Source organism: Paenibacillus sp. yr247, assembly GCF_900103825.1.
In the GTDB taxonomy this organism is placed as follows: domain Bacteria; phylum Bacillota; class Bacilli; order Paenibacillales; family NBRC-103111; genus Paenibacillus_E.
In genome coordinates this window covers 1-20,158 of the sequence record NZ_FNIF01000043.1, presented here as the reverse complement: position 1 = coordinate 20,158, position 20,158 = coordinate 1, and the positions used below count along the sequence as shown (strand labels likewise).

Below are 20,158 nucleotides of genomic sequence, written 5' to 3'. Positions count from 1 at the left end.
CCTTGTAGACGACGAGGTTGATAGGTTCGAGGTGGAAGTGCAGCAATGCATGCAGCTGACGAATACTAATCGGTCGAGGGCTTAACCTCAAAGCTTTCCGGAGGAAAGCTAGCTTCGGAAGCATAAGCATTTAACCTAAGGTAACACTTTACGCAAGTTTCGTATCTAGTTTTCAAGGCGCAAACACGCTTTGACTGTTTGGTGATGATGGCGGAGGGGACCCACGCGTTCCCATCTCGAACACGACCGTTAAGCCCTCCAGCGTCGATGGTACTTGAACCGCAGGGTTCTGGGAGAGTAGAACGTTGCCAAGCAGTACCCTTAACGGGGTATTTTTTTTTCCAGGTCCTGCACTGTTTTATACTGGTGCAGAGTTGATTTTGGGGCCATAGCTCAGCTGGGAGAGCGCCTGCCTTGCAAGCAGGAGGTCAGCGGTTCGATCCCGCTTGGCTCCACCATATTCCCTGATAGCTCAGTTGGTAGAGCACTCGACTGTTAATCGAGTTGTCACAGGTTCGAGTCCTGTTCGGGGAGCCACTCTTTGGAGAAGTGTCCGAGCGGCCGAAGGAGCACGATTGGAAATCGTGTAGGCGTCACAAGCGTCTCGAGGGTTCGAATCCCTCCTTCTCCGTCCCTTTTAGAAGTATATATATTCTTTTGGCGGCGTAGCTCAGCTGGCTAGAGCGTACGGTTCATACCCGTAAGGTCGGGGGTTCGAGCCCCTCTGCCGCTACTAGTTAATGGAGAGATACCCAAGTGGCTATAAGGGGACCCTCTGCTAAGGGGTTAGACTGCGCAAGCGGTGCGAGGGTTCGAATCCCTCTCTCTCCGTCAGTAATTTTATAAAGTTTGGCCCGTTGGTCAAGTGGTTAAGACACCTCCCTTTCACGGAGGTAACAGGGGTTCGAGTCCCCTACGGGTCACCATTAATCCCTACAAAGTGATGTAAAGCTGACGAAGCTTTAATCCGAATACTTTGCGTGGGCCCCAATTCATCATCTCGTGGAGGCTTAGCTCAGCTGGGAGAGCATCTGCCTTACAAGCAGAGGGTCGGCGGTTCGATCCCGTCAGCCTCCACCACTTTACTAATTGCATTCTTTTAATGGCGCGGGGTGGAGCAGCCCGGTAGCTCGTCGGGCTCATAACCCGAAGGCCGCAGGTTCAAATCCTGCCCCCGCAACCAACCTCTTATAAAAGGAGAGACTTTTGATACTCATCAAAAGATCCCTATAAAAGGTGTTTTACTTAGTGTGGAGCTGTGGTGTAGTGGCCTAACATGCCTGCCTGTCACGCAGGAGACCGCGGGTTCGAATCCCGTCAGCTCCGCCATTTTTACAACATCAAGTCAGGCTCGGTAGCTCAGTCGGTAGAGCAGAGGACTGAAAATCCTCGTGTCGGCGGTTCGATTCCGTCCCGAGCCACCATTTTGCACAATGTATATGCCGTTGTAGCTCAACTGGTAGAGCAACTGACTTGTAATCAGTAGGTTGGGGGTTCAAGTCCTCTCGACGGCACCACAATCTCCCTATGTCTTTCGGGGATCCCGGTTAGTTTTTTATAACATGGAGGCTTAGTGAAGTGGCTAAACACGGCAGACTGTAAATCTGCTCTCTCTGAGTTCGGTGGTTCGAATCCATCAGCCTCCACCATTTTTTTGGATAGTTTTATCGTGGCGGTCGTGGCGAAGGGGTTAACGCACTGGTTTGTGGATCCAGCATTCGCGGGTTCAAGTCCCGTCGTCCGCCCATTTTAATGGGGATTAGCCAAGCGGTAAGGCAACGGACTTTGACTCCGTCATGCCAAGGTTCAAATCCTTGATCCCCAGTACTATACCCCATAAAGTGTGGTAAGCTCCGTAGCCAATTCTTTCCGGGGGCCCCATTAAATTATATGAGTCATTAGCTCAGTTGGTAGAGCACCTGACTTTTAATCAGGGTGTCGTAGGTTCGAATCCTACATGACTCACCATTTGCCTTATTTACAGCATGCGCGTATGGCGGAATTGGCAGACGCACTAGACTTAGGATCTAGCGGGCGACCGTGGGGGTTCAAGTCCCTCTACGCGCATATCAACCCCATAATAATTTGCGGAAGTGGCTCAGCGGTAGAGCATCGCCTTGCCAAGGCGAGGGTCGCGGGTTCGAACCCCGTCTGCCGCTTTATGGCGGTATAGCAGCGCCTTATTGCTAAAAGTAAGCCGGAGTGGCGGAATCGGCAGACGCACAGGACTTAAAATCCTGCGGTAGGTGACTACCGTACCGGTTCAAGTCCGGTCTTCGGCATTATCTAACTTCATATGCGCCCTTAGCTCAGCTGGATAGAGTATTTGACTACGAATCAAAAGGTCGGGAGTTCGAATCTCTCAGGGCGCGCCACTTAAGCCGGCGTGGCGGAATGGCAGACGCGCTCGACTCAAAATCGAGTTCTAACGAGTGGAGGTTCGAGTCCTCTCGCCGGTATTACCGGGACGTAGCTCAGCTTGGTAGAGCACCTGCTTTGGGAGCAGGGGGTCGCATGTTCAAATCGTGTCGTCCCGATTTTTTATTAATGCGGGTGTAGTTCAATGGTAGAACTTCAGCCTTCCAAGCTGGTAGCGTGGGTTCGATTCCCATCACCCGCTTTCCGCATTACATACACTTAAAGCCTTGAACATTAGGCTTTTTTTGTTTTTGTAACTATGTTTGCGACTTAATTCTAGCGTCTATAATCGTCGATGTTGACGGATTGTTGACCCTTTCTTTTCTAATCTTATTAAGTCATTAGCCTCCTGCGCCTTTGCTTGAGCTAGCCCTTATCTAATGCAGAGCTTTTAGAAACTTTAAGAACTTAATGTCTTTTTTGTTTCCGATTTGTGAATCGATGTAAATAGCTTCATTTTCGAATAATCGAACTAATGATAATTTTATATCTAAGACTTGAGGATGGTTCGTCTAACATCTTATGATATTTTGTCTGAAAAAAAGACCAGAAAGTGGCAACGTCCATAAACGGTAATGACGCTTGTATTTTTATTTCGTTGTGGGTATACTAATTTGGTAATTAAAGCGATTACATTTTAAATTTGGAGGTTATTTTATATGACGCAGCCTTACGTTCGCACACTAAACTTAAAAGATTTTACTTATGGTAATACGGAACAAAGAAAAGTATTTGCCGAAGAGTTTACTTCCGGTCTAAAGGATACAGGATTTGTTATTTTAAGCGGACATGGTGTTGATTCCAAGCTTATTGAAAAAAACTATGAGCTTTGGGAGAAATTTTTCAGTTTGGATTCAGAAACCAAAAGAAAAAGTGAAGGCGTAGAAGGCGGAGCGCGCGGTTATACAGGATTTGGTAAAGAACATGCCAAAAATCGTAAAGTCGGCGATCTGAAAGAATTCTTCCACGTAGGACAAGAGCTGTCTATGGGACATCCGTTATCTAGTGATTATGCCGCTAACGTTTGGCCGGATGAAGTTCCTGAACTTCGTAAACATGCGATTAGCTTTTACCGTGAATTAGAGCGCGTTGCGCGTAATATGCTTGAAGCATTAGCGCTGCACATGGATCTGCGTCCTAATTTCTTCTCTGATATGATTCAAGACGGGAACAGCATTCTTCGTGCGATTCACTACCCGCGTTTAGATGATTCGATGGATCCGAATGCAATCCGTGCCGGTGAACACGAAGACATTAACTTAATTACCTTGTTGGTCGAATCAACGGCATCAGGTCTGGAGCTTTTGACACGGGATGGCAACTGGATACCTGTTAAAGCAGAAAAAGGGCAAATTATCGTTGATGCCGGAGATATGCTTTCCCGGATTACGAACGAAACCATTCCTGCAACAACCCACCGAGTGGTAAATCCTAAAGGTGAAAATACATCTCGTTACTCCATGCCTTTCTTTGTACATCCGTACAGCAACTACTTATTAGAAACGATTCCATCCTGCATATCTGAGGATCAGCCTGAGAAGTATCCGCCAATTACAGCTGGGGACTTCCTTTACGAAAGGCTTGTAGAAATTGGTTTAATCAAAAAATAAAAACTGGACCTTCACCAGCAAGCCATTCTGCGAAGTGAGGGTCCTTTTTTCATGCTTAGGGATATGGCAGCGGGATATCAAATGTCAATTTTTATCGAATTATTGAAGATTTTGAATAAAAATATTGTATAAAATATGCATTAAAGGTATAATTTTTTTGGTTGATCTTTCCATCATGAATACTTCTTTTCAACAAAGGGGAGGAAATGCAATGAAAAATTTGAAGAATTGGATACTAATGATTTTGGTTATAACAGCCATGGTTTATTCATCCGTTGTAAGTTATCCATGGGCGCCATAATCCCAAAAAGGAGCTAGGCGAAAAACCTAGTTCCTTTCACTTTTATATAAAGGGATGAACACATTTGATCTACTTTATACTTGCAGGAGTGATACTTTGTATTATCTTGAAACGCAATTTATTGACAATTGTGAATTCCTTTACAGCATTCAGAATGCCTTATTTACTGATTGGCACCTTTGCGTTTCAAATTTTTATTTATTGGTTGAGTATTCGAACGGGGCGCAATTATCCTATTCTGCTTGAACTCTCGTTTGCTGTAATGATCGCAGGTCTTTGGATGAACAGGCATTTACCAGGAATTATTTTTATATGTTTTGGGGCTGTTTTTAATCTATTAGCGATTATTATACACGGTGGATTAATGCCGGTATCAGACAAGGTTATGATGATGTCCGGGTTTAATGGTTCTCCTCTTGATGCAGAAAATCCTCGACATCAATTAATGAATACATCCCATTTTTGGTGGTTGGGGGATTGGATTCCTTTTTTCAACCATGCGATAAGTATAGGAGATATTTTTGTGGGTTCCGGCTTTATTCGATTTCTATTAGGAACCGCTTCAAAGAGGGAGTAGCATGAAGGACAAAAATTGGTACACCATGGTATTATTCTTGACCGGAATATATACAATCTATATCGGTTTCGTATTTTCTCAATCCAATAAGGATTGGAAATCTATAATTATTATATGCTTATTATTATTAGTTGATCTGTTTCCGACAAAATTGCCAAATGGACGTTGGTACAGCGTTGCAACACTAAGTATTCTTTATTTAATGTATTCAAAAGGTATCTCAGCAAGCACGGTTCCGATCATATTTAGTACACTAATGTCTTTTTTGTTACTTAGCAAACCTTTCTATAAAATTAATTGGTATCGTTTGTTTTCAACTTTAGGCATATATTTTATTAGTATGGTATGTGCGGCGACTATATTGAGATTTATGAATCAATTACCACTCATCGTTCAAATTATGGGTATTACCTTCGTTTTTGAAAATGTTAACCTATTAATACTTGCGGGAATCATGAAGTTTGTAAATAATGCTCCGTTTTTCAATAAAATAGCGTTAAGGAAAGTTTATATATTTCAAGTTTGTTTGTTAATACTAACCATTTTGTTGTACCATCTAATTCAGTATACGAATACTATTGATCTTCTTACTGAGGTTATAATTACAGCCGTTCTCGTACTAGTTATTAACTTCCTAATCTCAGCCTATAACAAGCATATCTACAAGATTGAAGAAAGCGAACAACGATACAAGTCTCTATTTGACCATAATCCAGATATTGTTTTTACATTAGATCTATCTGGTAAATTAACGAGTATTAACCCGATGTTAGAAAAATTACTGGGCTATTCTCCGGAGTCTGTATTGGATGTTAATTTAATCGAATATGTGATTAATACAGGGAAACAAGAAGCAATATTTCATATAGAAGAAGCACTGCTGGGAAATCCACAGCAATTTACAATGGGCTTTTTTACTAATGAAGGTACCAGCCGTGATTTATTCATAACTTGTGGTCCAATCGTAGTGAATGACCAAATTGTCGGGATCTATGGAATTGCTAAGGATATCACAGAACAGAAGGAAGCAGAACAGATTATTCATAGAATGGCTTACTTCGATGAAATAACCGGATTGCCCAACCGAAGCAAATTCCAAGAGTGCATGGCGGAGACTTTGGATAATGCTCTTAACAGCTCCTTAGCCGGATTAATGTTTCTTGATCTAGATAAATTTAAACAAGTAAATGATACGTTGGGGCATCATTCAGGTGATCTTCTATTAGTTGATGTCTCCAAACGCATTATTCAATCCGTTCCAGAAGGATCTATCGTATCTAGACTGGGGGGCGATGAATTTACGATTATTCTTCCAAATCTAAGCAATAAGGAAGAGGCCATACAAACTGCCGAGACGATCTTGCAAACATTAGTAAAACCTTTTTATTTACGTAATAGAGAAATATATATAACAACAAGTATAGGAATTTGTATATATCCAGATCATGGGACAGATGTGGAAACGCTGATCAAAAATGCAGATGCCTCTATGTATCGGGCCAAAGAATCCGGTGGAAACACCTACAGCGTATATTCTAATGATATTCAAGAGGTGAATGAAGCCAAGCACAAGATACATTCTAATTTGCACAAAGCGATCGAGCGCGAAGAATTTTATTTACATTTTCAACCGAAGATCGATTTGATCAGTGATCGAATTAATGGGGTAGAGGCCCTAATTCGTTGGGAGAATCAAGAATTGGGACACATGTCACCTGCTCAGTTCATTTCGATCGCTGAAGAGAGTGGATTAATCCTGTCCATCGGGGAATGGGTGTTAAGGACTGCGTGCAAACAGAATAAAGCTTGGCAAGATGCAGGCTTCCCAGCTCTCGTTATCTCAGTAAATCTTTCCTCCATTCAATTGCAAAATGATCATTTAGTAAGTACGATTGGGCATATTTTGCAGGAGACGGAGTTAGATCCTAAGTGGCTTGAAATTGAGATAACGGAGAGTATGCTGCTGCAGAACACTCAACATACGATGAAGGTGCTTAAAGAGATTAAAGAGCTCGGTGTATCTATTTCCATCGATGATTTTGGAGTTGGTTACTCTTCACTTAGTTATTTAAAACATTTTTCATTTGATTATTTGAAAATGGACAAGTCTTTTATTGATAACTTAAACATGTCTCCAAAAGATGAATTGATCATTAGCGGAATAATAAAATTGGCACACAGCTTAAATATGAAAGTAATCGCCGAAGGAGTCGAATCGAATCAACAGCTTTCTTACTTGCGTGAACAAGGCTGTGACGGAGTTCAAGGATATTTGATCAGTAAACCTTTATCAGCAGATGATTTTATTGAGCGCGTATGGCTTTCACGAAAAGGAGAGAGTAGATAACAAAGAGCAGTCGTTGCAGAGTATATCTGTAATAGCTGCTTTTTTTATTCTCCTCGCCCTCCAGAAGCTGGGAGATGGCATGGCTTTCGATGTACTTTCCGTAATGATTGTTGACAACCATGACAAATGGACAGGGGTAACCGAATATACATATACGGAATCATCAGAAGTTGTTTATCAACTAGGAGGTGTTTCAGTATGGTTTATTGGTTGTTGGCTGTTGTCGTTGTTGTGGTTGGTTTGTTGATTTATGTGAATGTGAAGAAGAGAAAAGTGGTGCCATCTGCTGATTTGAAAACACATAAGCAGTGTTCATTTTGCAGCGAGGAAATAGAAATTGATGCGAATGTATGTAAGTACTGTAGGCGTATGGTCGTGTGATGAGGCTAACTTAATAATTAAGTCATTGAAAACAAAAAGCCTGAGACACACGTCTCAGGCTTTAAACATTAATGCTGTGTTGCAGCTTCTCCAGCTTCACCTAACTCACGGGATGGAGCTGTTTTCTCCGCCATAGCGGAGGCTTTGCGTGGAAAGGGCCACCAATTAGCTTCCCCGAAGAGGATAGCCAAGGAGGGAACGATAAGACCCATGAACACGGTTGTATAGATGGCTAACCCAATGGAGATACCGGCTCCTAGCTCCAACAGCGTGTCTACACCAGAGAACATGAGAGCAGCGAAGGTGCCGCCCATAATGAGAGCTGCGGACATAATAACGCCGCCTGTCGTTGTCATGGCCTTGCCCATCGCTTCGATGATGCGACCTGGGCGATATTCCTCTTTAAACCTAGCCATGAGGAAGATGCTGTAGTCGACTCCCAGTGCAACGATAATCAAAAAGATGAAGAAGGAAACAGTCCAGGATAAACCATCAAATCCTAATAATTTTACAAATATAAATTCAACAATGCCCATCGTGATTAAGTAGTTAAATACCAACGACAACAATAGATACAGCGGCATGAGGAGAGAGCGGAGCAGTAAAGCCAGAACCAGGTAGATCCCAATTAACACGAATCCTCCTGTACGATAAAAGTCATTCTGCGAGATACTGTCCAGCTCATGATAATTCGATGTTTGTCCAGCTAGCTTCACATCTGTCTTCGAAAGAGAAGTACCATTCAAGCTGCTTACGATTGTTTCTTTAATTTCATCAATTTTACCCATTGCTTCCTTCGAGTAAGGATTGATCGCGAGCACGACTTCGAGCTTCGCAATTTTGCCGTCTGCGGACATGTAGAAGTCCAAAGACTTCTTGAAATCTGCTTGCTCCAACACTTCTTTCGGAATATTCCACCCCGCTATTTGCTTAGAGCTGTTATCTGCGATTCCCTTTTGGGCTTCCACTACTTGAGAAATCCCGTCTGACACCTTCGTTAACGCGCTTGTACCTTCACCCAGTCCGGAAGCAAATTGGCCAAATCCGTTCTCTAGCTGCTGGATGCCGCCGCTAACTTGCTTCTGTCCGTCGGCTAATTGTCCGATACCGCCGGATATCTGGTTAACCGAAGGTGCCAGCTGAGCAAGACCCTTAGCTAAAGGCTGTAAACCGGCTTCGGTTTGAACTAAACCGCCTGTCAATCCTTGTTGTTTTCCGACTAATGTCTGATAAGTTATGTTCTTAGCTAATTCAGGGTACTCTTGAACGAGTTTAGACAAATCGTCCCCCATAGAAGCTGCTGTTCCCTTCAACTGGCCAGATGCCTTCACCAGCTGCTGCGCCCCTTGCTCAGATTGCACAATCCCACCTGATACTTGCTTCAGACCGCCTTGTACCTCGGTAAGTTTCTGTGCGATTTCTTCCGCACCTTGGCTTAGTTTGGTTACATCGCCGCTTTGAGCTTCAAGCCGTGACTGTGCTTTTTTGAAGCCGTCACTGACTTGGTTGATCCCCGAGCGAAGCTCCGTTAGTCCTTTATTCGTTTGCTCTAGCTGATTCGGCACGGTAAGCTCCGCAATTTGTTTGCCTAACGGTCTAGCGGCGCTCCGAACTTCTTTGACGTTTGCGATCTGGCTAGCGGCTTGACTCGCTTTCTCAATAGCTGCCAGTCCTTCCGGTGTTCTCATAGAACTATTGGAGGTAATCACTACCGTAGTTGGCAGCACCTCGCCGCTGCTGAACTTCGCTTCCACCTCGCGAAACCCTTTAACCGCGCTAATACTTGGATCAATCTCGGCTAAGTCATCAAAAGAGCGATTCCCTTGGAAAAGAAAGACGAAGGGAGTAAGTAAAAGCATACACACTAGTAGAACGGCAATCGGTCTCTTGGCTGTTAATCGTGCCATAGCACCCCATAACTTGGAATCTCCGTGAGCAGCGCCGGCTTTCACCTTAACAGGCCAATACATGGCTGGACCTAGGATAAGCATTAAAGCCGGGGTCAATGTAACAGCTGCAACTAAGGTTACTGCCACACCGATGGCTACACCAACGGCAGATTGATATAAGCCGAATTTGGCGAATCCGATCAAGAAGAAGGCGATTAGTACGGTACTCCCGGAGAATAGCACTGTTTTACCCACCGTTTGAATGGTTCTCAGTAAGGCGGTTACCCGATCAGGTGTCTTGGAAAGCTCTTCGCGGAAACGGTGAATCAAGAGGATGCAATAGTCGGTTCCGGCGCCGAACAGGACAGCAATAAGGAATGTCTCTGTAAAAGAGGATACAGGCATACCGGCTTTACTGAATAACGCTACAAACCCGCGTGTCAGGATAAAAGCCATCCCGATCGTAAGCAGTGGAATGAAAGGCGCGATAGGAGAGCGAAATACAAATAGCAAAATACCAAGGACAAGGACGAGGGTAAGAATCTCTGTCTTTTTCAGCCCTTCATTGGTGGACGTATTGTAATCCATGAAGATAGGCGCACTTCCTGTAAATTCAATGGACATTCCGCTTGGCGGGGAAGTAAACTTCTCCTTTAGAAGCTTGACACTGTCCGCCGTCGAGGCCTGTTGTACCTGCTTCGGGAATTCAACAATGACGAGTTCAGTCGTATTATCTTTACTAATAAACTTTTGGGCGAGCGACGGATCATCAAAAGCAGAAAGCACGCTGACGATGCCCAAAGTATCTTGCTCTTTTTTCAGCTCGGCTAATTTTCCTTTGATCCAATTTTGATCTTGTTCGGTTAGCCCGCTTTCTCGCTGCACAACGACTATGGCGTTTGATTTTGATTTTCGATTCAGGTCCATCTGTTCAATGATTGCCTGAGCTTGTGCGGATTGTGCATCCGTAGGTAAAAATTTGGATTCGGTCTGCCTTACGATCTGACCTAGGTCAGGTAAGACGAATACGGAGCCCACTGTTACAGCTAGCCAAATAAGTAAGACAAGCCACTTTGTCCTTGCTAGTGCTCTAACCCATTTTTCAATCATACAGGTACGGCCTCCTATCTTTCCTCTAAAAACTTTATCTATTTGTAGTTATAACCTAAACGTGACCGACGGTCAAGATAATTATGGACTTGTGGTCATAATTATTGATTTAGACACAATTCATTTATATCAGAGTAAATTAACTAAAATGTAGCATTTAAAATTCGTTAATAATTAGATTATTGAACCTACGGTCATGTTATGCATTGAACAAACTGTTCATTTCCTCTATACTTGAATCAATACCTTACACAATTGCCAATAAACGGAGATGAACCTATGAACCGTGAGGAGAAAAAGCGTGCCACACGCAAAAAAATAATGGACACAGCGCTCGAGCTATTTGCGGAGCATGGTTATGAAGCAACAACGGTTCATCAGATTACGGAACGGGCTGGCGTAGCGAAGGGAACCTTCTTTAATTATTTTGACTGCAAAGAAGATGTGTTCTGTGATATCCAAACGTTCTGGGCGACAACAGAGTTTGTTAAGTTGAAGGACAAAAGTGGACCTATCCTCCCGCACCTCCGCGAATTTCTTATAGAGTTAGTAAGGCTTGTGCCTTATACCAGACAGCTTGTTCGTGCCTTATACCAAAGCACCTTTGGCAATGAGAAGACGTTATCGAATCAGTTGCAGATCATGAAAGAGCTCAAGTTGATGCTGATTCCTATCATAGAAGAAGCGCAAAAACGGGGAGAATTCTCGTCGACCTTCCCAGCAGAAATGATTGCCGATCAGGCCATTCAGACCTATTTGGGTGTATTGATTTCTTGGGGAATGGGGATGGGCGACGACAAGCTCAATACGCAGATGGCCGTTAGCTTTGAACTTTTTTTTCGAAGCCTACAGCCCTGAAACAAAGAAAGACCATGCTGAGCTCTTGGTGAGCGGCATGGTTTTCTTTTGTTTATGTTGGTTCTTCACTACACATAATCCTTTGGCAGCAAGCCGACCTTCTTTTTAAACATCTTGAGAAACGCGGTGTAATCGCGAAATCCGGACTGGTAGCATGCTTCGGTTACGTTGCAGCCTTCGGACAAAAGACGCTTGGCGGCAGCAATGCGCTTAGAGATAACGTACTCGTGGATCGTGCTGCCGGTATACGTTTTGAACAATTTCATGAGGTAATATTTGTTAATGTAGAAATGCTTGGCGAGGTGATCCAGTGATAGATCTCCGTCGAGCTCGGCTTCGATATAATCCAAAACCGGGGACAGCTTCTCGTGCATGAAGCGGTTGTCGTCGGTTTTTCTGTTTTGGGTATACAATCCGTTGACGAACACGAGCAGCTCGATTAGACAGCTCAGCTTAAGCAGCTCGCTGCCGGCCGCCGGATGACGGCTCAGCTCATCGTACTTGGCAAAAAGGTCCCGCAGCGAAGCAACTTCCCGGGGGCTAAGCGTAACTTTATTTTGCTCGCCATGGGGTCTGTTGTAAAAGCATTTTACCGGATCAAAAGCCTCCGTGCGGAATGGATTCATTAATGCGGGGATAAATTGAAACGAAATTCGTTCATACAGCGCGTTAGACAAGAAGGACGGCTTGTGAATTTCATGCTCGTTTGTAATGATGAGATCGCCGAATGCAATCGGATAGACCGATTTCTCCACGAAATACTGAACATCCCCTTGGATCAAAAAATAAATCTCGCAGCCACGGTGCAAATGGAAATCGATATTATGTGCTTGTTTTTGTAAATGATCGAAATTAATTTGTTCATCGATTGTGTTTAGATTAGCTTCCAGCATACGCAACCAGCCTTCCCCAAAGGATGAAACCAAGAAAAGCAATATTTTAAACAAATAAGACAAGGAAATTGCTTTTATCATATCTTACAATGGCATATATGAAAAGGTTTAAAAATGAGAATTTCATACTTCGGAGGAGGCATTTCATTCATGAGCACACCAAACAAAGTCAAAATCGGACTGATCGGACTCGGGAGCATTGGGAGTCACCATATCAACTATTTGAAAACGATGGACAGCATCGAGCTGGTCGGTGTATGTGATATCGATCGGGCTAAGGCAGACAAGTTTGCCGCAGATGCCAGTACTACCGCATATTACGATTATAAGGAGCTTTTCGCAAAATCGGGCCTTAAAGCTGTCATTATCGCCGTACCGCATTACGATCATACACCAATCTCGGAAGATGCGTTCCAGCAAGGGCTTCATGTACTGACCGAAAAGCCGCTTGCCGTTCATATCAACGACGCACAGAAATCGATTGACGCATATGAGGATGCGAAGCTGGCCAATCCGAACATCGTTTTCGGCATCATGTTTCAGGAGCGGACGCTTCCTTTTTACGCCAAAATCAAGGATATCGTCAGCAGCGGCGAACTCGGCCGCTTAACTCGGACAACTTGGATCCATACGAAATGGTTCCGCTCCCAGACCTACTATGACGGCGGAGATTGGCGCGCGACTTGGGCCGGTGAAGGCGGCGGCATTCTGACGAATCAATGTCCGCATACGCTCGATATGTATCAATGGCTGGTTGGCGTACCTTCGAAAATCAGCGGTCATGCGCATATCGGCAAGTATCGCAACATCGAGGTGGAGGACGAGGTGACCGCCTATTTCGAGCACGAGAACGGTATGATCGGACATCTTATGGTGACAACAGCTGAATCGCCTGGGACGAATCGTCTCGAAATTATCGGCGAGCTTGGCAAACTGGTTTATGAAGATGACAAGCTAACGCTCTACCGCAACCGGGAGTCGATGCTGAAATATGGGCTTGAAACGAAGGAACGCTTCGGCGGCGTTGAAAATTGGCCAACGGAAATACCCGTAAACACGAATGCGCCAACAGGGCATAAAGTGGTGACGGACCTGTTCGTTAAGGCGATCCAAAACGGCGGAGGGGAGCTCATCGCGCACGGTACTGAAGGCATTAAGGGCCTGACGATCGCAAACGGCATTATGCTGTCCTCCTTCAAGAAGCAAATCATTGACGTGCCTTTTAGCGGTGATGAATTCGAAGCGAAGCTGAAAGAGTTGATTGCATCATCGAAATATGTGAAGAAGACAGTTGAAGCTGAAGAAGGCGATTTTTCAAAGTCATTTTCGGGGTAACAAATTTATTCATGACGCAAAGGGGATGTGCCAAACGTGGTAACCATTACTTGTTTTGCTGATGAAGTATCAGCAGATTTGACCGAACAACTAGATGTGATGGCCAGCGAGGGGCTGCGCCATATTGAATTGCGCAACGTGTGGGGGAAAAATGTGCTTGAACTGACAGACGAGGATAAATCTCGGGTCAAGGCGATTTTGGATGAAAAAGGCTTCCGCATTTCGTCTATCGGCTCGCCGCTTGGCAAATACAGCATCACCGAGCCGTTCGAGCCGCAGGTGGAAGCTATGCGCACGGCGGTTGCGGCAGCGCAATATTTTGACGCCAAATATATTCGGGTGTTCTCGTATTTCATTCCGGCAGGCGAGCATGAACAGCACCGAGATGAAGTGCTGCTGCGCATGCGGGCGCTGACGCGCCTCGCTGAAGAGGGCAACGTCGTCCTGATCATTGAAAATGAAAGCGGCGTCTATGGGGATCTTCCGGAGCGCTGCCTTGAAATCTTGCAGGCCTGCGATTCCGCGCATGCGAAGCTTGCTTTTGACCCGGGGAACTTCGTCAACAATGGCGTGAAGCCCGTGAGCGAAGCTTATCCCCTTGTTTCGGAGTACACGGACTATGTTCACGTGAAAGATGCGACGCGCGAGCCGAGCATGTTCGTGCCAGCTGGAGCTGGCGACGGCGAATTCTCGGCGTTCATCGCCAAGCTGAAGCAGCGTGGCTTCACTGGCTTCCTTTCCGTCGAGCCGCATTTGCACAAATATTTGCCGGAAGCGACTAATCCCGAACGGGTCGTTGCCGCGGTTCGCGCTCTGAAAAAACTGCTGGCGGATGCTGACATCCAGTGGCAGTAATCGCACGTAAAGACAGAAGGATATAAATAAGGGGGCGGGCCTATACAGGCCACGCCCCTTTATTTACAAACTCTTTCGAACCCGCTTTATTTATTCGTGTTCCTCATACTCGACTCTTTAACATCTATGGTATCCAGGAAATCTTTCGTTGTTCTGACGACATACTTTACCTCGTCAAGCCCTCTCTCCATAAGCATACTTTTGTGAATATCAAGGATCAACTTTTTCTCATGAATCCCATCTATGCCGTCAAGCTTCTGGAAGTTGAACAACTCGCTGGGATCCACCTCTAAAGCATTCATCAGAAGCTCCAACGTTGTTAGTGAAATGTTTCTTTGGCCTCTCTCTATATCTGATATGTGCGATTTACTCATACTATCCTTGCCTGTTTTTTCAGCTAGCTGCTCCTGTGTTAACCCTTTTAGCTTTCGAACCATTCTTAACCGCTCGCCAACCAGTCTTAGAAAATCAGACATCTCATTCACCTCAAATTGAGGTTATTGAATTCTCAAACAAAAAGAGATACCTATATAATATGATAATTTCAATAAAATCCTGTTTCAGAGGTACTTATTTCGACGATAGGATGTCATCTCAGCCGATCGATAAAAATATTGAAAAAATGCCTTGCTTCTCAATCCCTTCTTTAAATGAAATCTCCAAAAAGGTGGCACTCTACATAAAAAAGGTGTAACATCAACCTAATAAAAGAAACTATGCGATTTTCAGCAGTCAGAAGGAGCCTGAATTATTTGAACATTGAACTTAAAAACGAGATACCTCCCAATTTAGAGGAATTAAAAAAATCCGCCAATCGAACCTCCAATTGGAGAGAGCGTCTAGAAGCCGTCGAAGAGTTAGGTCAGTGGAATGACCAACAAACAATCAATATACTTACGCGTATGATGAGCAGCGATGCTGTTTATCCAATTCAAGAGGCTGCTTACCGTAAACTCAAAGCATTTGGCGAGGATGTTCAGTTACCACCGAGGAAAAAAGGGGACTTGATTAAAGGTGTAGGCAAAATCCTACTAAGAATTAAGAAGAGTTTGCCGGAAGGCCATACATTCGAAGAATTTAAAGAGAAGTTACAAAAGATGAGAAGTGACGTTTATGATACTTACGAAGGTGATAAGGGGCCTGACTTTGATCAATGGCTTGAAACCACGTGGGCGTCGTTACTGAAAAAATAAGAAACACCATATAATGGAGTGAACACATGAGCAAAGCGAAGGGTAAAGGCGGAACGGGCAGAGGTACGGACAGTAAAGGCTGGAATCGTTGGCAAGCTAGTTCCAATAGAGCTAAGAGCGCCCCCAAGCCTTATAAAAGCAAAGGTACTAAAGCAGCAAGTGGCACAAAAACTTCGAGTAGTGAAAAGGTGTCAACCAAATAATTCAACCCTCGGCATTTTGCCGGGGGTATTTTTATGTTTTCAACGAATAATTCCTCCAAATAAGACTCATATTATGCAAGTTACTATCCCATTTATCAAAGGAGACTTCGAGATGCAGCAGCAAACGCCATACAACAACATGAACCAAGGCGCGCAGAACATGAATCACGGGGGGCATGAGCTCTTTGATTTGCACGAAGTGTTAGCCTGTATGATCAATGTACTGGATCAGTTCATGATCTTCAGACAGTTCGTCCAAGATAGCGAGCTTCTGGATATTCTGGATCGCCAGTACAACTTTACGCTTTTCCATTACAACATAACGGCAGAATGCTTTGCTACGGGACAAAAGCCGAGTCAAGAAACGCAGACGTATATGATCCGAAATCTATCGCAGCCGATCTACGGTATCAAACCCACACAGCCGAAAAAGCCGAATCAATCGCTGGCAGATGTGAAGGATGCAGGCATTAGCGCACATATGCTAGGCCTTATGAAAACCCATGCTTCGCTGCTGACGATGACCTCGGTTGAGGTGACGAACCCTGCCGTACGCCGTGTGCTGGCTTCTCAAGTACAGAATTTTATCGAAATGGCCTATGAGATTTTCTTGTATCAAAATAGACATGCCTACTATCAGGTCCCGCAACTGGAAGCCTCCGATATGCAAAAAATGCTCAACACCTTCGTTCCGGCACAAGGAATGCCGCAGATGCCTCCCAATAACCGAGCAACAATTCACTGAATGTAACAAGAACCAGCATCGGTCACATCAACCGTGCTGGTTTTTCTTTGCCTAAGCCGTCGAGTTAACCTTTATTTTTTATAGAGGCAAAAGGACATTCAGAAGCAACGCTCTCATCATCCCGGAGAAAATATTGCTCCCATTCCAAATTATCGGCTTGGCCGTACCACTTGAGAGAGGGATGTGCCGGAACGCCGTCGTACTCAACTAATTTTTGGCGAATCAATTTTTTCATATTGCGTCCAAAAGGGGTTGAATCATTGATTTCTTTGAATACCCACCGAGGTTGGAACGTAATGAGAAAATAAGGCGTCCGCCGACTTTTTCGAATCTCATGTGCAGGCGTCCCGCAAAAGGCAAAGTACGGATGACCGTTATAGCAGAACTCCCAGGAATGATGGGAGGGATCCGCGGAAATATGTGCGGGCCATGGAATCTGATCTATGGCACTAACGCGGCTTAGAACCGACCAGAACAGCCGCTCGTAGTCTTCTACGGAGAAGCCATTGGCCAGTTCTTTAGATGTGTAGAAAAAAATAACGAGCGAGGCATATTTGCCGGTTTCATGTGAGCATTCGCCGTACTCTTGCAAGAGCAGCGCGACATCGGTGATGGCCTCTTCGGATCTGGGATCAGCTGCAAATCCGAACCGCAGACTATTAGAGAGAAAGCCTAGACGTCCGGGGATACAAGGATACATTTGGTCTGAATCGGCAATCATATGACCGAATTGCCGAAAGGCATCCTGCTGCCATTCCGGCAGATCGTTTAGATGACCATCTATCCAAACTTTGGATTTTAAATGAACCATGACAAAACCCTCCTTCATTCATTCGGAGCATACTATGCGAAGGAGAATAGTTGGGTGAATGTCTTGGTCACGCTAAATAATTTCCACGTCAATAGGCGTGCACACAAATCCATTGCAGGCGCTTTCCGCACAAGGGCAGGCAGATACCGCCACGATTAGGTCCATTTCCGCCCGAAGCTCGATAAAGTCTCCAGCTTTGGATAGCGGTCTTTCTATGCTGATTTGTCCGGAGGGATGAATAACGGTGTTCATGAACAAATTAATCGTATAATGCTGATCCGGAGCGGGAATGCCAAATTCGCCAATGGCTTGGTTTAGGTTATGATAGCAGCTAGCGTGGTTCTGTTTATTGTATAGCACTTCGTACATCTCAGAACGACAGGCAGAGTTAATGAAATCATGCTGACCCACGGTATCAGCCATAAGGGTCAACAGTGGCCTATATTTATTAGAGTAAAGGATATCTCCTGGCTTTACTTTCATTGTTCGCAGCGCGTCCATTGTAACGCTTGGATCCAGACGCTCACTCGTATCGTTGGCACAATAGGCCACAAAGTCGGCTATCTGCTCACCATCCACATCGGTTACTCGGACCATTTGCCCTTTTCCCAGTTTAAATCCAAGCCCTTTAGTGGCAGGTATCCGCCATTTTGGGTTGATCATCGGTGTCCTCCGCATCATTACATAGGTTACCTTAATAGTATGGCTTCTGTGAGAAGGTGGCATGCAGGCGGGAACGTTTAAAAGGCACTCTTCATGGAGTGCTTTTTGCCGTTGTTTCAAACCTGCCTCCTCCGTAAGTTTGCGATTTAGTATCATCTAGTTATTTTGCTTTACTAAATAGAATTGCTATATCTCGCTTTGCATCCGTCCCAGTACCTGTGTAAGATAATAATGAATCGATTATTTTTGGATGAGGAGGGGGTTTCATGGTTTTCGGAGCACGTGTCTGGAAGACGGGAATTGCCGTTGCTTTGGCTTTATACATAAGTGCGTGGCTCAATTTCTCTCCTCCAGTTATTGCAGCCGTGGCGGCTATCTTTGCTATGCAGCCTTCGATCTACCGATCATGGCGCTATTTCCTTGAGCAGCTGCAGACGAATATTCTTGGTGCGGCATTGGCTCTGCTTGCAGGTATGTTTTTTTCTAATAATGTGATTGCTATTGGAATTGTATGTATTATTGTCATCATCATTAGTCTTCGAATGGGTATGGAGGAAACGATCGGCCTTACGTTAGTTACCGTGGTAGCTGTGATGGAGGCTTCTGGAGAATGGCGGTTCGCGGTCAATCGGCTATTGCTTAGTTTGATTGGTATCGGTTGTGCCTTTGTGGTGAATATTCTTTTCTTTCCACCTAAGCCTAAGGAGCAATTCGCCGCACAGATCACAATTATTTTTGGCAAAATGTCGCTTCTCCTTCGAATGGTTATTTCTAACGAAATGAAAGAAACCGTATCCCGTGAGGAAAAAGAAGGGCTGCGCAACGCCTTGAAGTCTTTATCTGATAAGTACAGACTCATGGAAGAAGAGATAAAGAAGCTCAAAGGTAAAGGTAATAGGTTTAGCCGCATTCGCGAACTCGTTGTTTATAAGCAAAAACTCCTTGTTATGTACAAAGGGCTTGAGGTTCTGGAAGCTGTAGATGAGCACTATTTTCAGACCGCTCGGACAGAAGTCACGGATGTCTATTTTGATAATCATATGGAAAAGCTAATAAAGTTCCACGAGCATGTTCTATTAAAGTTTGATGATAAGCTTAAAGATGACAGTACAGAAGGTATGGAGATGGAAGCAGAGAATAAGCGTTTCATGACTGAACTCATTGACCGCTATAATAAGCAGCCGGATGGAATGCTGCGATTATCGGTCGTGGCTGCGTCTATGTACGATTACGGTTATCAGGTGGCTAGACTGGATAAACTCGTTCATCGTGAACATCGCGGAGAAACCGAAGAGAAGGAACCCCTCGAATTACTGCTCAAAAGCATTAGGTTAAAATAGATTTAATAATCAATATAAATATGAATATTTCATCGAGCCTCACGTGTTCCAGTTCAAATCTGGACTACGGAGGTTCTTTCATAAAAAAGTGAATAAGGGTTGCATTACGAAATTGTATGTGCTATATTATGATTCTTGTTCCAAACGGGATGAGGAGCAAGCGGTTAAAAAAGATCTGAACGTGTTGAATATCTTCACGAATGGATGTAAAAATTAAAGCTTGCAATTGAAATTTGAATATGGTATATTACTTCTCGCTGCTTCGGTAACACGGCAGTGAACGTAAGAAATTGATCTTTGAAAACTGAACAACGAGTGAGTAAGCACGGTCGAGTAATCGACCAAAAAAGAGATTGTAAAATCTCGCTAGCAACGCAAATGAGCAATTAAGCTTTCAGATATACGGACGAGCAATTGTCCACTATTATGGAGAGTTTGATCCTGGCTCAGGACGAACGCTGGCGGCGTGCCTAATACATGCAAGTCGAGCGGACTTATCCTTCGGGATAAGTTAGCGGCGGACGGGTGAGTAACACGTAGGTAACCTGCCTATAAGATCGGGATAACTATCGGAAACGATAGCTAAGACCGGATAACTGGTTTTCTCGCATGAGAGAATTATGAAACAC

The 20,158-nt window shown here is 44.4% G+C and carries 16 protein-coding genes, 22 tRNA genes and 3 rRNA genes; 36 read left to right on the top strand and 5 right to left on the bottom strand.

What is annotated here, in order from left to right:
- The 28 genes from BLT91_RS29045 to BLT91_RS28910 form a co-directional block, all read left to right on the top strand.
- Positions 1–89, top strand: a 23S ribosomal RNA gene (locus tag BLT91_RS29045); the annotation flags it as partial.
- Between the two features lie 108 nt (positions 90–197).
- A 5S ribosomal RNA gene (gene rrf, locus BLT91_RS29040) occupies positions 198–314 on the top strand.
- A gap of 68 nt (positions 315–382) precedes the next feature.
- Positions 383–458, top strand: a tRNA-Ala gene (locus BLT91_RS29035).
- A 3-nt stretch (positions 459–461) separates the two neighbouring features.
- Positions 462–537 (top strand) — tRNA-Asn (locus BLT91_RS29030).
- Between the two features lie 6 nt (positions 538–543).
- Positions 544–631: transfer RNA gene (locus BLT91_RS29025), tRNA-Ser, on the top strand.
- Between the two features lie 28 nt (positions 632–659).
- Positions 660–733 (top strand) — tRNA-Met (locus BLT91_RS29020).
- Between the two features lie 9 nt (positions 734–742).
- A tRNA-Ser gene (locus tag BLT91_RS29015) sits at positions 743–831 on the top strand.
- Positions 832–851: 20 nt separating this feature from the next.
- Positions 852–926: transfer RNA gene (locus BLT91_RS29010), tRNA-Glu, on the top strand.
- A 78-nt stretch (positions 927–1,004) separates the two neighbouring features.
- A tRNA-Val gene (locus BLT91_RS29005) sits at positions 1,005–1,080 on the top strand.
- 26 nt (positions 1,081–1,106) lie between these two features.
- Positions 1,107–1,183: transfer RNA gene (locus BLT91_RS29000), tRNA-Met, on the top strand.
- A gap of 69 nt (positions 1,184–1,252) precedes the next feature.
- Positions 1,253–1,329: transfer RNA gene (locus tag BLT91_RS28995), tRNA-Asp, on the top strand.
- Positions 1,330–1,348: 19 nt separating this feature from the next.
- Positions 1,349–1,424: transfer RNA gene (locus tag BLT91_RS28990), tRNA-Phe, on the top strand.
- A 17-nt stretch (positions 1,425–1,441) separates the two neighbouring features.
- Positions 1,442–1,517 (top strand) — tRNA-Thr (locus BLT91_RS28985).
- A gap of 47 nt (positions 1,518–1,564) precedes the next feature.
- A tRNA-Tyr gene (locus tag BLT91_RS28980) sits at positions 1,565–1,649 on the top strand.
- Between the two features lie 23 nt (positions 1,650–1,672).
- A tRNA-His gene (locus BLT91_RS28975) sits at positions 1,673–1,745 on the top strand.
- 8 nt (positions 1,746–1,753) lie between these two features.
- Positions 1,754–1,825 (top strand) — tRNA-Gln (locus tag BLT91_RS28970).
- A 67-nt stretch (positions 1,826–1,892) separates the two neighbouring features.
- Positions 1,893–1,968: transfer RNA gene (locus BLT91_RS28965), tRNA-Lys, on the top strand.
- 19 nt (positions 1,969–1,987) lie between these two features.
- Positions 1,988–2,067, top strand: a tRNA-Leu gene (locus tag BLT91_RS28960).
- Positions 2,068–2,087: 20 nt separating this feature from the next.
- Positions 2,088–2,159, top strand: a tRNA-Gly gene (locus BLT91_RS28955).
- Positions 2,160–2,196: 37 nt separating this feature from the next.
- A tRNA-Leu gene (locus tag BLT91_RS28950) sits at positions 2,197–2,282 on the top strand.
- A 16-nt stretch (positions 2,283–2,298) separates the two neighbouring features.
- Positions 2,299–2,375 (top strand) — tRNA-Arg (locus tag BLT91_RS28945).
- A gap of 5 nt (positions 2,376–2,380) precedes the next feature.
- Positions 2,381–2,459: transfer RNA gene (locus BLT91_RS28940), tRNA-Leu, on the top strand.
- A gap of 4 nt (positions 2,460–2,463) precedes the next feature.
- Positions 2,464–2,537, top strand: a tRNA-Pro gene (locus BLT91_RS28935).
- Between the two features lie 12 nt (positions 2,538–2,549).
- Positions 2,550–2,620 (top strand) — tRNA-Gly (locus tag BLT91_RS28930).
- Between the two features lie 457 nt (positions 2,621–3,077).
- Positions 3,078–4,028, top strand: a complete 951-nt coding sequence (locus BLT91_RS28925) for an isopenicillin N synthase family dioxygenase (RefSeq protein ID WP_090827603.1) — start codon at positions 3,078–3,080, stop codon at positions 4,026–4,028.
- Positions 4,029–4,393: 365 nt separating this feature from the next.
- Positions 4,394–4,906, top strand: a complete 513-nt coding sequence (locus BLT91_RS28920) for a DUF5317 family protein (protein WP_141225116.1) — start codon at positions 4,394–4,396, stop codon at positions 4,904–4,906.
- A 1-nt stretch (position 4,907) separates the two neighbouring features.
- Positions 4,908–7,253: a sensor domain-containing protein gene (locus tag BLT91_RS28915; protein ID WP_090827599.1), complete on the top strand. Its 2,346-nt coding sequence runs from the start codon at positions 4,908–4,910 to the stop codon at positions 7,251–7,253.
- Between the two features lie 198 nt (positions 7,254–7,451).
- On the top strand, positions 7,452–7,634 hold the full coding sequence (locus tag BLT91_RS28910) for a hypothetical protein (RefSeq protein WP_090827597.1): 183 nt from the start codon (positions 7,452–7,454) through the stop codon (positions 7,632–7,634).
- A 68-nt stretch (positions 7,635–7,702) separates the two neighbouring features.
- Here BLT91_RS28910 and BLT91_RS28905 read toward each other — a convergent pair whose 3' ends face one another.
- A complete protein-coding gene (locus tag BLT91_RS28905; protein WP_090827596.1) occupies positions 7,703–10,633 on the bottom strand; it encodes an MMPL family transporter in 2,931 nt (976 codons plus the stop codon).
- A gap of 279 nt (positions 10,634–10,912) precedes the next feature.
- Between BLT91_RS28905 and BLT91_RS28900 the strand changes: the two genes are divergently transcribed.
- Positions 10,913–11,491, top strand: a complete 579-nt coding sequence (locus BLT91_RS28900) for a TetR/AcrR family transcriptional regulator (protein ID WP_090827594.1) — start codon at positions 10,913–10,915, stop codon at positions 11,489–11,491.
- 68 nt (positions 11,492–11,559) lie between these two features.
- Here the strand turns inward: BLT91_RS28900 and BLT91_RS28895 are convergent, their stop codons facing one another.
- Positions 11,560–12,384, bottom strand: a complete 825-nt coding sequence (locus tag BLT91_RS28895; RefSeq protein WP_217635295.1) for an AraC family transcriptional regulator — start codon at positions 12,382–12,384, stop codon at positions 11,560–11,562.
- Positions 12,385–12,534: 150 nt separating this feature from the next.
- Between BLT91_RS28895 and BLT91_RS28890 the strand changes: the two genes are divergently transcribed.
- Both BLT91_RS28890 and BLT91_RS28885 read left to right on the top strand, forming a co-directional pair.
- Positions 12,535–13,719 carry a Gfo/Idh/MocA family protein gene (locus BLT91_RS28890; RefSeq protein WP_175532583.1) on the top strand — a complete coding sequence of 395 codons (1,185 nt, stop codon included), beginning with the start codon at positions 12,535–12,537 and terminating at the stop codon, positions 13,717–13,719.
- A gap of 36 nt (positions 13,720–13,755) precedes the next feature.
- The gene (locus tag BLT91_RS28885) at positions 13,756–14,574 is read left to right on the top strand and encodes a sugar phosphate isomerase/epimerase family protein (RefSeq protein WP_090827588.1); all 819 of its coding nucleotides are present in this window, start codon (positions 13,756–13,758) and stop codon (positions 14,572–14,574) included.
- Between the two features lie 86 nt (positions 14,575–14,660).
- Here BLT91_RS28885 and BLT91_RS28880 read toward each other — a convergent pair whose 3' ends face one another.
- The gene (locus BLT91_RS28880) at positions 14,661–15,050 is read right to left on the bottom strand and encodes a helix-turn-helix domain-containing protein (protein ID WP_090827586.1); all 390 of its coding nucleotides are present in this window, start codon (positions 15,048–15,050) and stop codon (positions 14,661–14,663) included.
- 240 nt (positions 15,051–15,290) lie between these two features.
- Between BLT91_RS28880 and BLT91_RS28875 the strand changes: the two genes are divergently transcribed.
- From BLT91_RS28875 to BLT91_RS28865, 3 genes are all read left to right on the top strand, one after another.
- Positions 15,291–15,767 carry a HEAT repeat domain-containing protein gene (locus BLT91_RS28875; RefSeq protein WP_090827584.1) on the top strand — a complete coding sequence of 159 codons (477 nt, stop codon included), beginning with the start codon at positions 15,291–15,293 and terminating at the stop codon, positions 15,765–15,767.
- 26 nt (positions 15,768–15,793) lie between these two features.
- A complete protein-coding gene (locus tag BLT91_RS28870) occupies positions 15,794–15,970 on the top strand; it encodes a DUF3934 family protein (protein WP_090827583.1) in 177 nt (58 codons plus the stop codon).
- 112 nt (positions 15,971–16,082) lie between these two features.
- Entirely contained in the window at positions 16,083–16,715 is a 633-nt protein-coding gene (locus BLT91_RS28865; RefSeq protein ID WP_090827581.1) for a spore coat protein, read from the top strand.
- Positions 16,716–16,779: 64 nt separating this feature from the next.
- Here BLT91_RS28865 and BLT91_RS28860 read toward each other — a convergent pair whose 3' ends face one another.
- Positions 16,780–17,526, bottom strand: a complete 747-nt coding sequence (locus BLT91_RS28860; protein ID WP_090827579.1) for a YqcI/YcgG family protein — start codon at positions 17,524–17,526, stop codon at positions 16,780–16,782.
- Positions 17,527–17,598: 72 nt separating this feature from the next.
- Entirely contained in the window at positions 17,599–18,189 is a 591-nt protein-coding gene (locus tag BLT91_RS28855; RefSeq protein WP_090827577.1) for a DUF1989 domain-containing protein, read from the bottom strand.
- Positions 18,190–18,455: 266 nt separating this feature from the next.
- Between BLT91_RS28855 and BLT91_RS28850 the strand changes: the two genes are divergently transcribed.
- Entirely contained in the window at positions 18,456–19,529 is a 1,074-nt protein-coding gene (locus BLT91_RS28850; protein WP_090827576.1) for an FUSC family protein, read from the top strand.
- Positions 19,530–19,952: 423 nt separating this feature from the next.
- A 16S ribosomal RNA gene (locus tag BLT91_RS28845) occupies positions 19,953–20,158 on the top strand; the annotation flags it as partial.

Excerpts from the sequence above, each read along its gene's own strand:
- BLT91_RS28925 (WP_090827603.1), top strand. The coding sequence starts at position 3,078 with ATGACGCAGCCTTACGTTCGCACACTAAACTTAAAAGATTTTACTTAT.
- BLT91_RS28915 (WP_090827599.1), top strand. The coding sequence starts at position 4,908 with ATGAAGGACAAAAATTGGTACACCATGGTATTATTCTTGACCGGAATA.
- BLT91_RS28910 (WP_090827597.1), top strand. The coding sequence starts at position 7,452 with ATGGTTTATTGGTTGTTGGCTGTTGTCGTTGTTGTGGTTGGTTTGTTG.
- BLT91_RS28905 (WP_090827596.1), bottom strand. The coding sequence starts at position 10,633 with ATGATTGAAAAATGGGTTAGAGCACTAGCAAGGACAAAGTGGCTTGTC.
- BLT91_RS28900 (WP_090827594.1), top strand. The coding sequence starts at position 10,913 with ATGAACCGTGAGGAGAAAAAGCGTGCCACACGCAAAAAAATAATGGAC.
- BLT91_RS28895 (WP_217635295.1), bottom strand. The coding sequence starts at position 12,384 with ATGCTGGAAGCTAATCTAAACACAATCGATGAACAAATTAATTTCGAT.
- BLT91_RS28890 (WP_175532583.1), top strand. The coding sequence starts at position 12,535 with ATGAGCACACCAAACAAAGTCAAAATCGGACTGATCGGACTCGGGAGC.
- BLT91_RS28880 (WP_090827586.1), bottom strand. The coding sequence starts at position 15,050 with ATGTCTGATTTTCTAAGACTGGTTGGCGAGCGGTTAAGAATGGTTCGA.
- BLT91_RS28875 (WP_090827584.1), top strand. The coding sequence starts at position 15,291 with ATGCGATTTTCAGCAGTCAGAAGGAGCCTGAATTATTTGAACATTGAA.
- BLT91_RS28870 (WP_090827583.1), top strand. The coding sequence starts at position 15,794 with ATGAGCAAAGCGAAGGGTAAAGGCGGAACGGGCAGAGGTACGGACAGT.
- BLT91_RS28865 (WP_090827581.1), top strand. The coding sequence starts at position 16,083 with ATGCAGCAGCAAACGCCATACAACAACATGAACCAAGGCGCGCAGAAC.
- BLT91_RS28860 (WP_090827579.1), bottom strand. The coding sequence starts at position 17,526 with ATGGTTCATTTAAAATCCAAAGTTTGGATAGATGGTCATCTAAACGAT.
- BLT91_RS28855 (WP_090827577.1), bottom strand. The coding sequence starts at position 18,189 with ATGATCAACCCAAAATGGCGGATACCTGCCACTAAAGGGCTTGGATTT.
- BLT91_RS28850 (WP_090827576.1), top strand. The coding sequence starts at position 18,456 with ATGGTTTTCGGAGCACGTGTCTGGAAGACGGGAATTGCCGTTGCTTTG.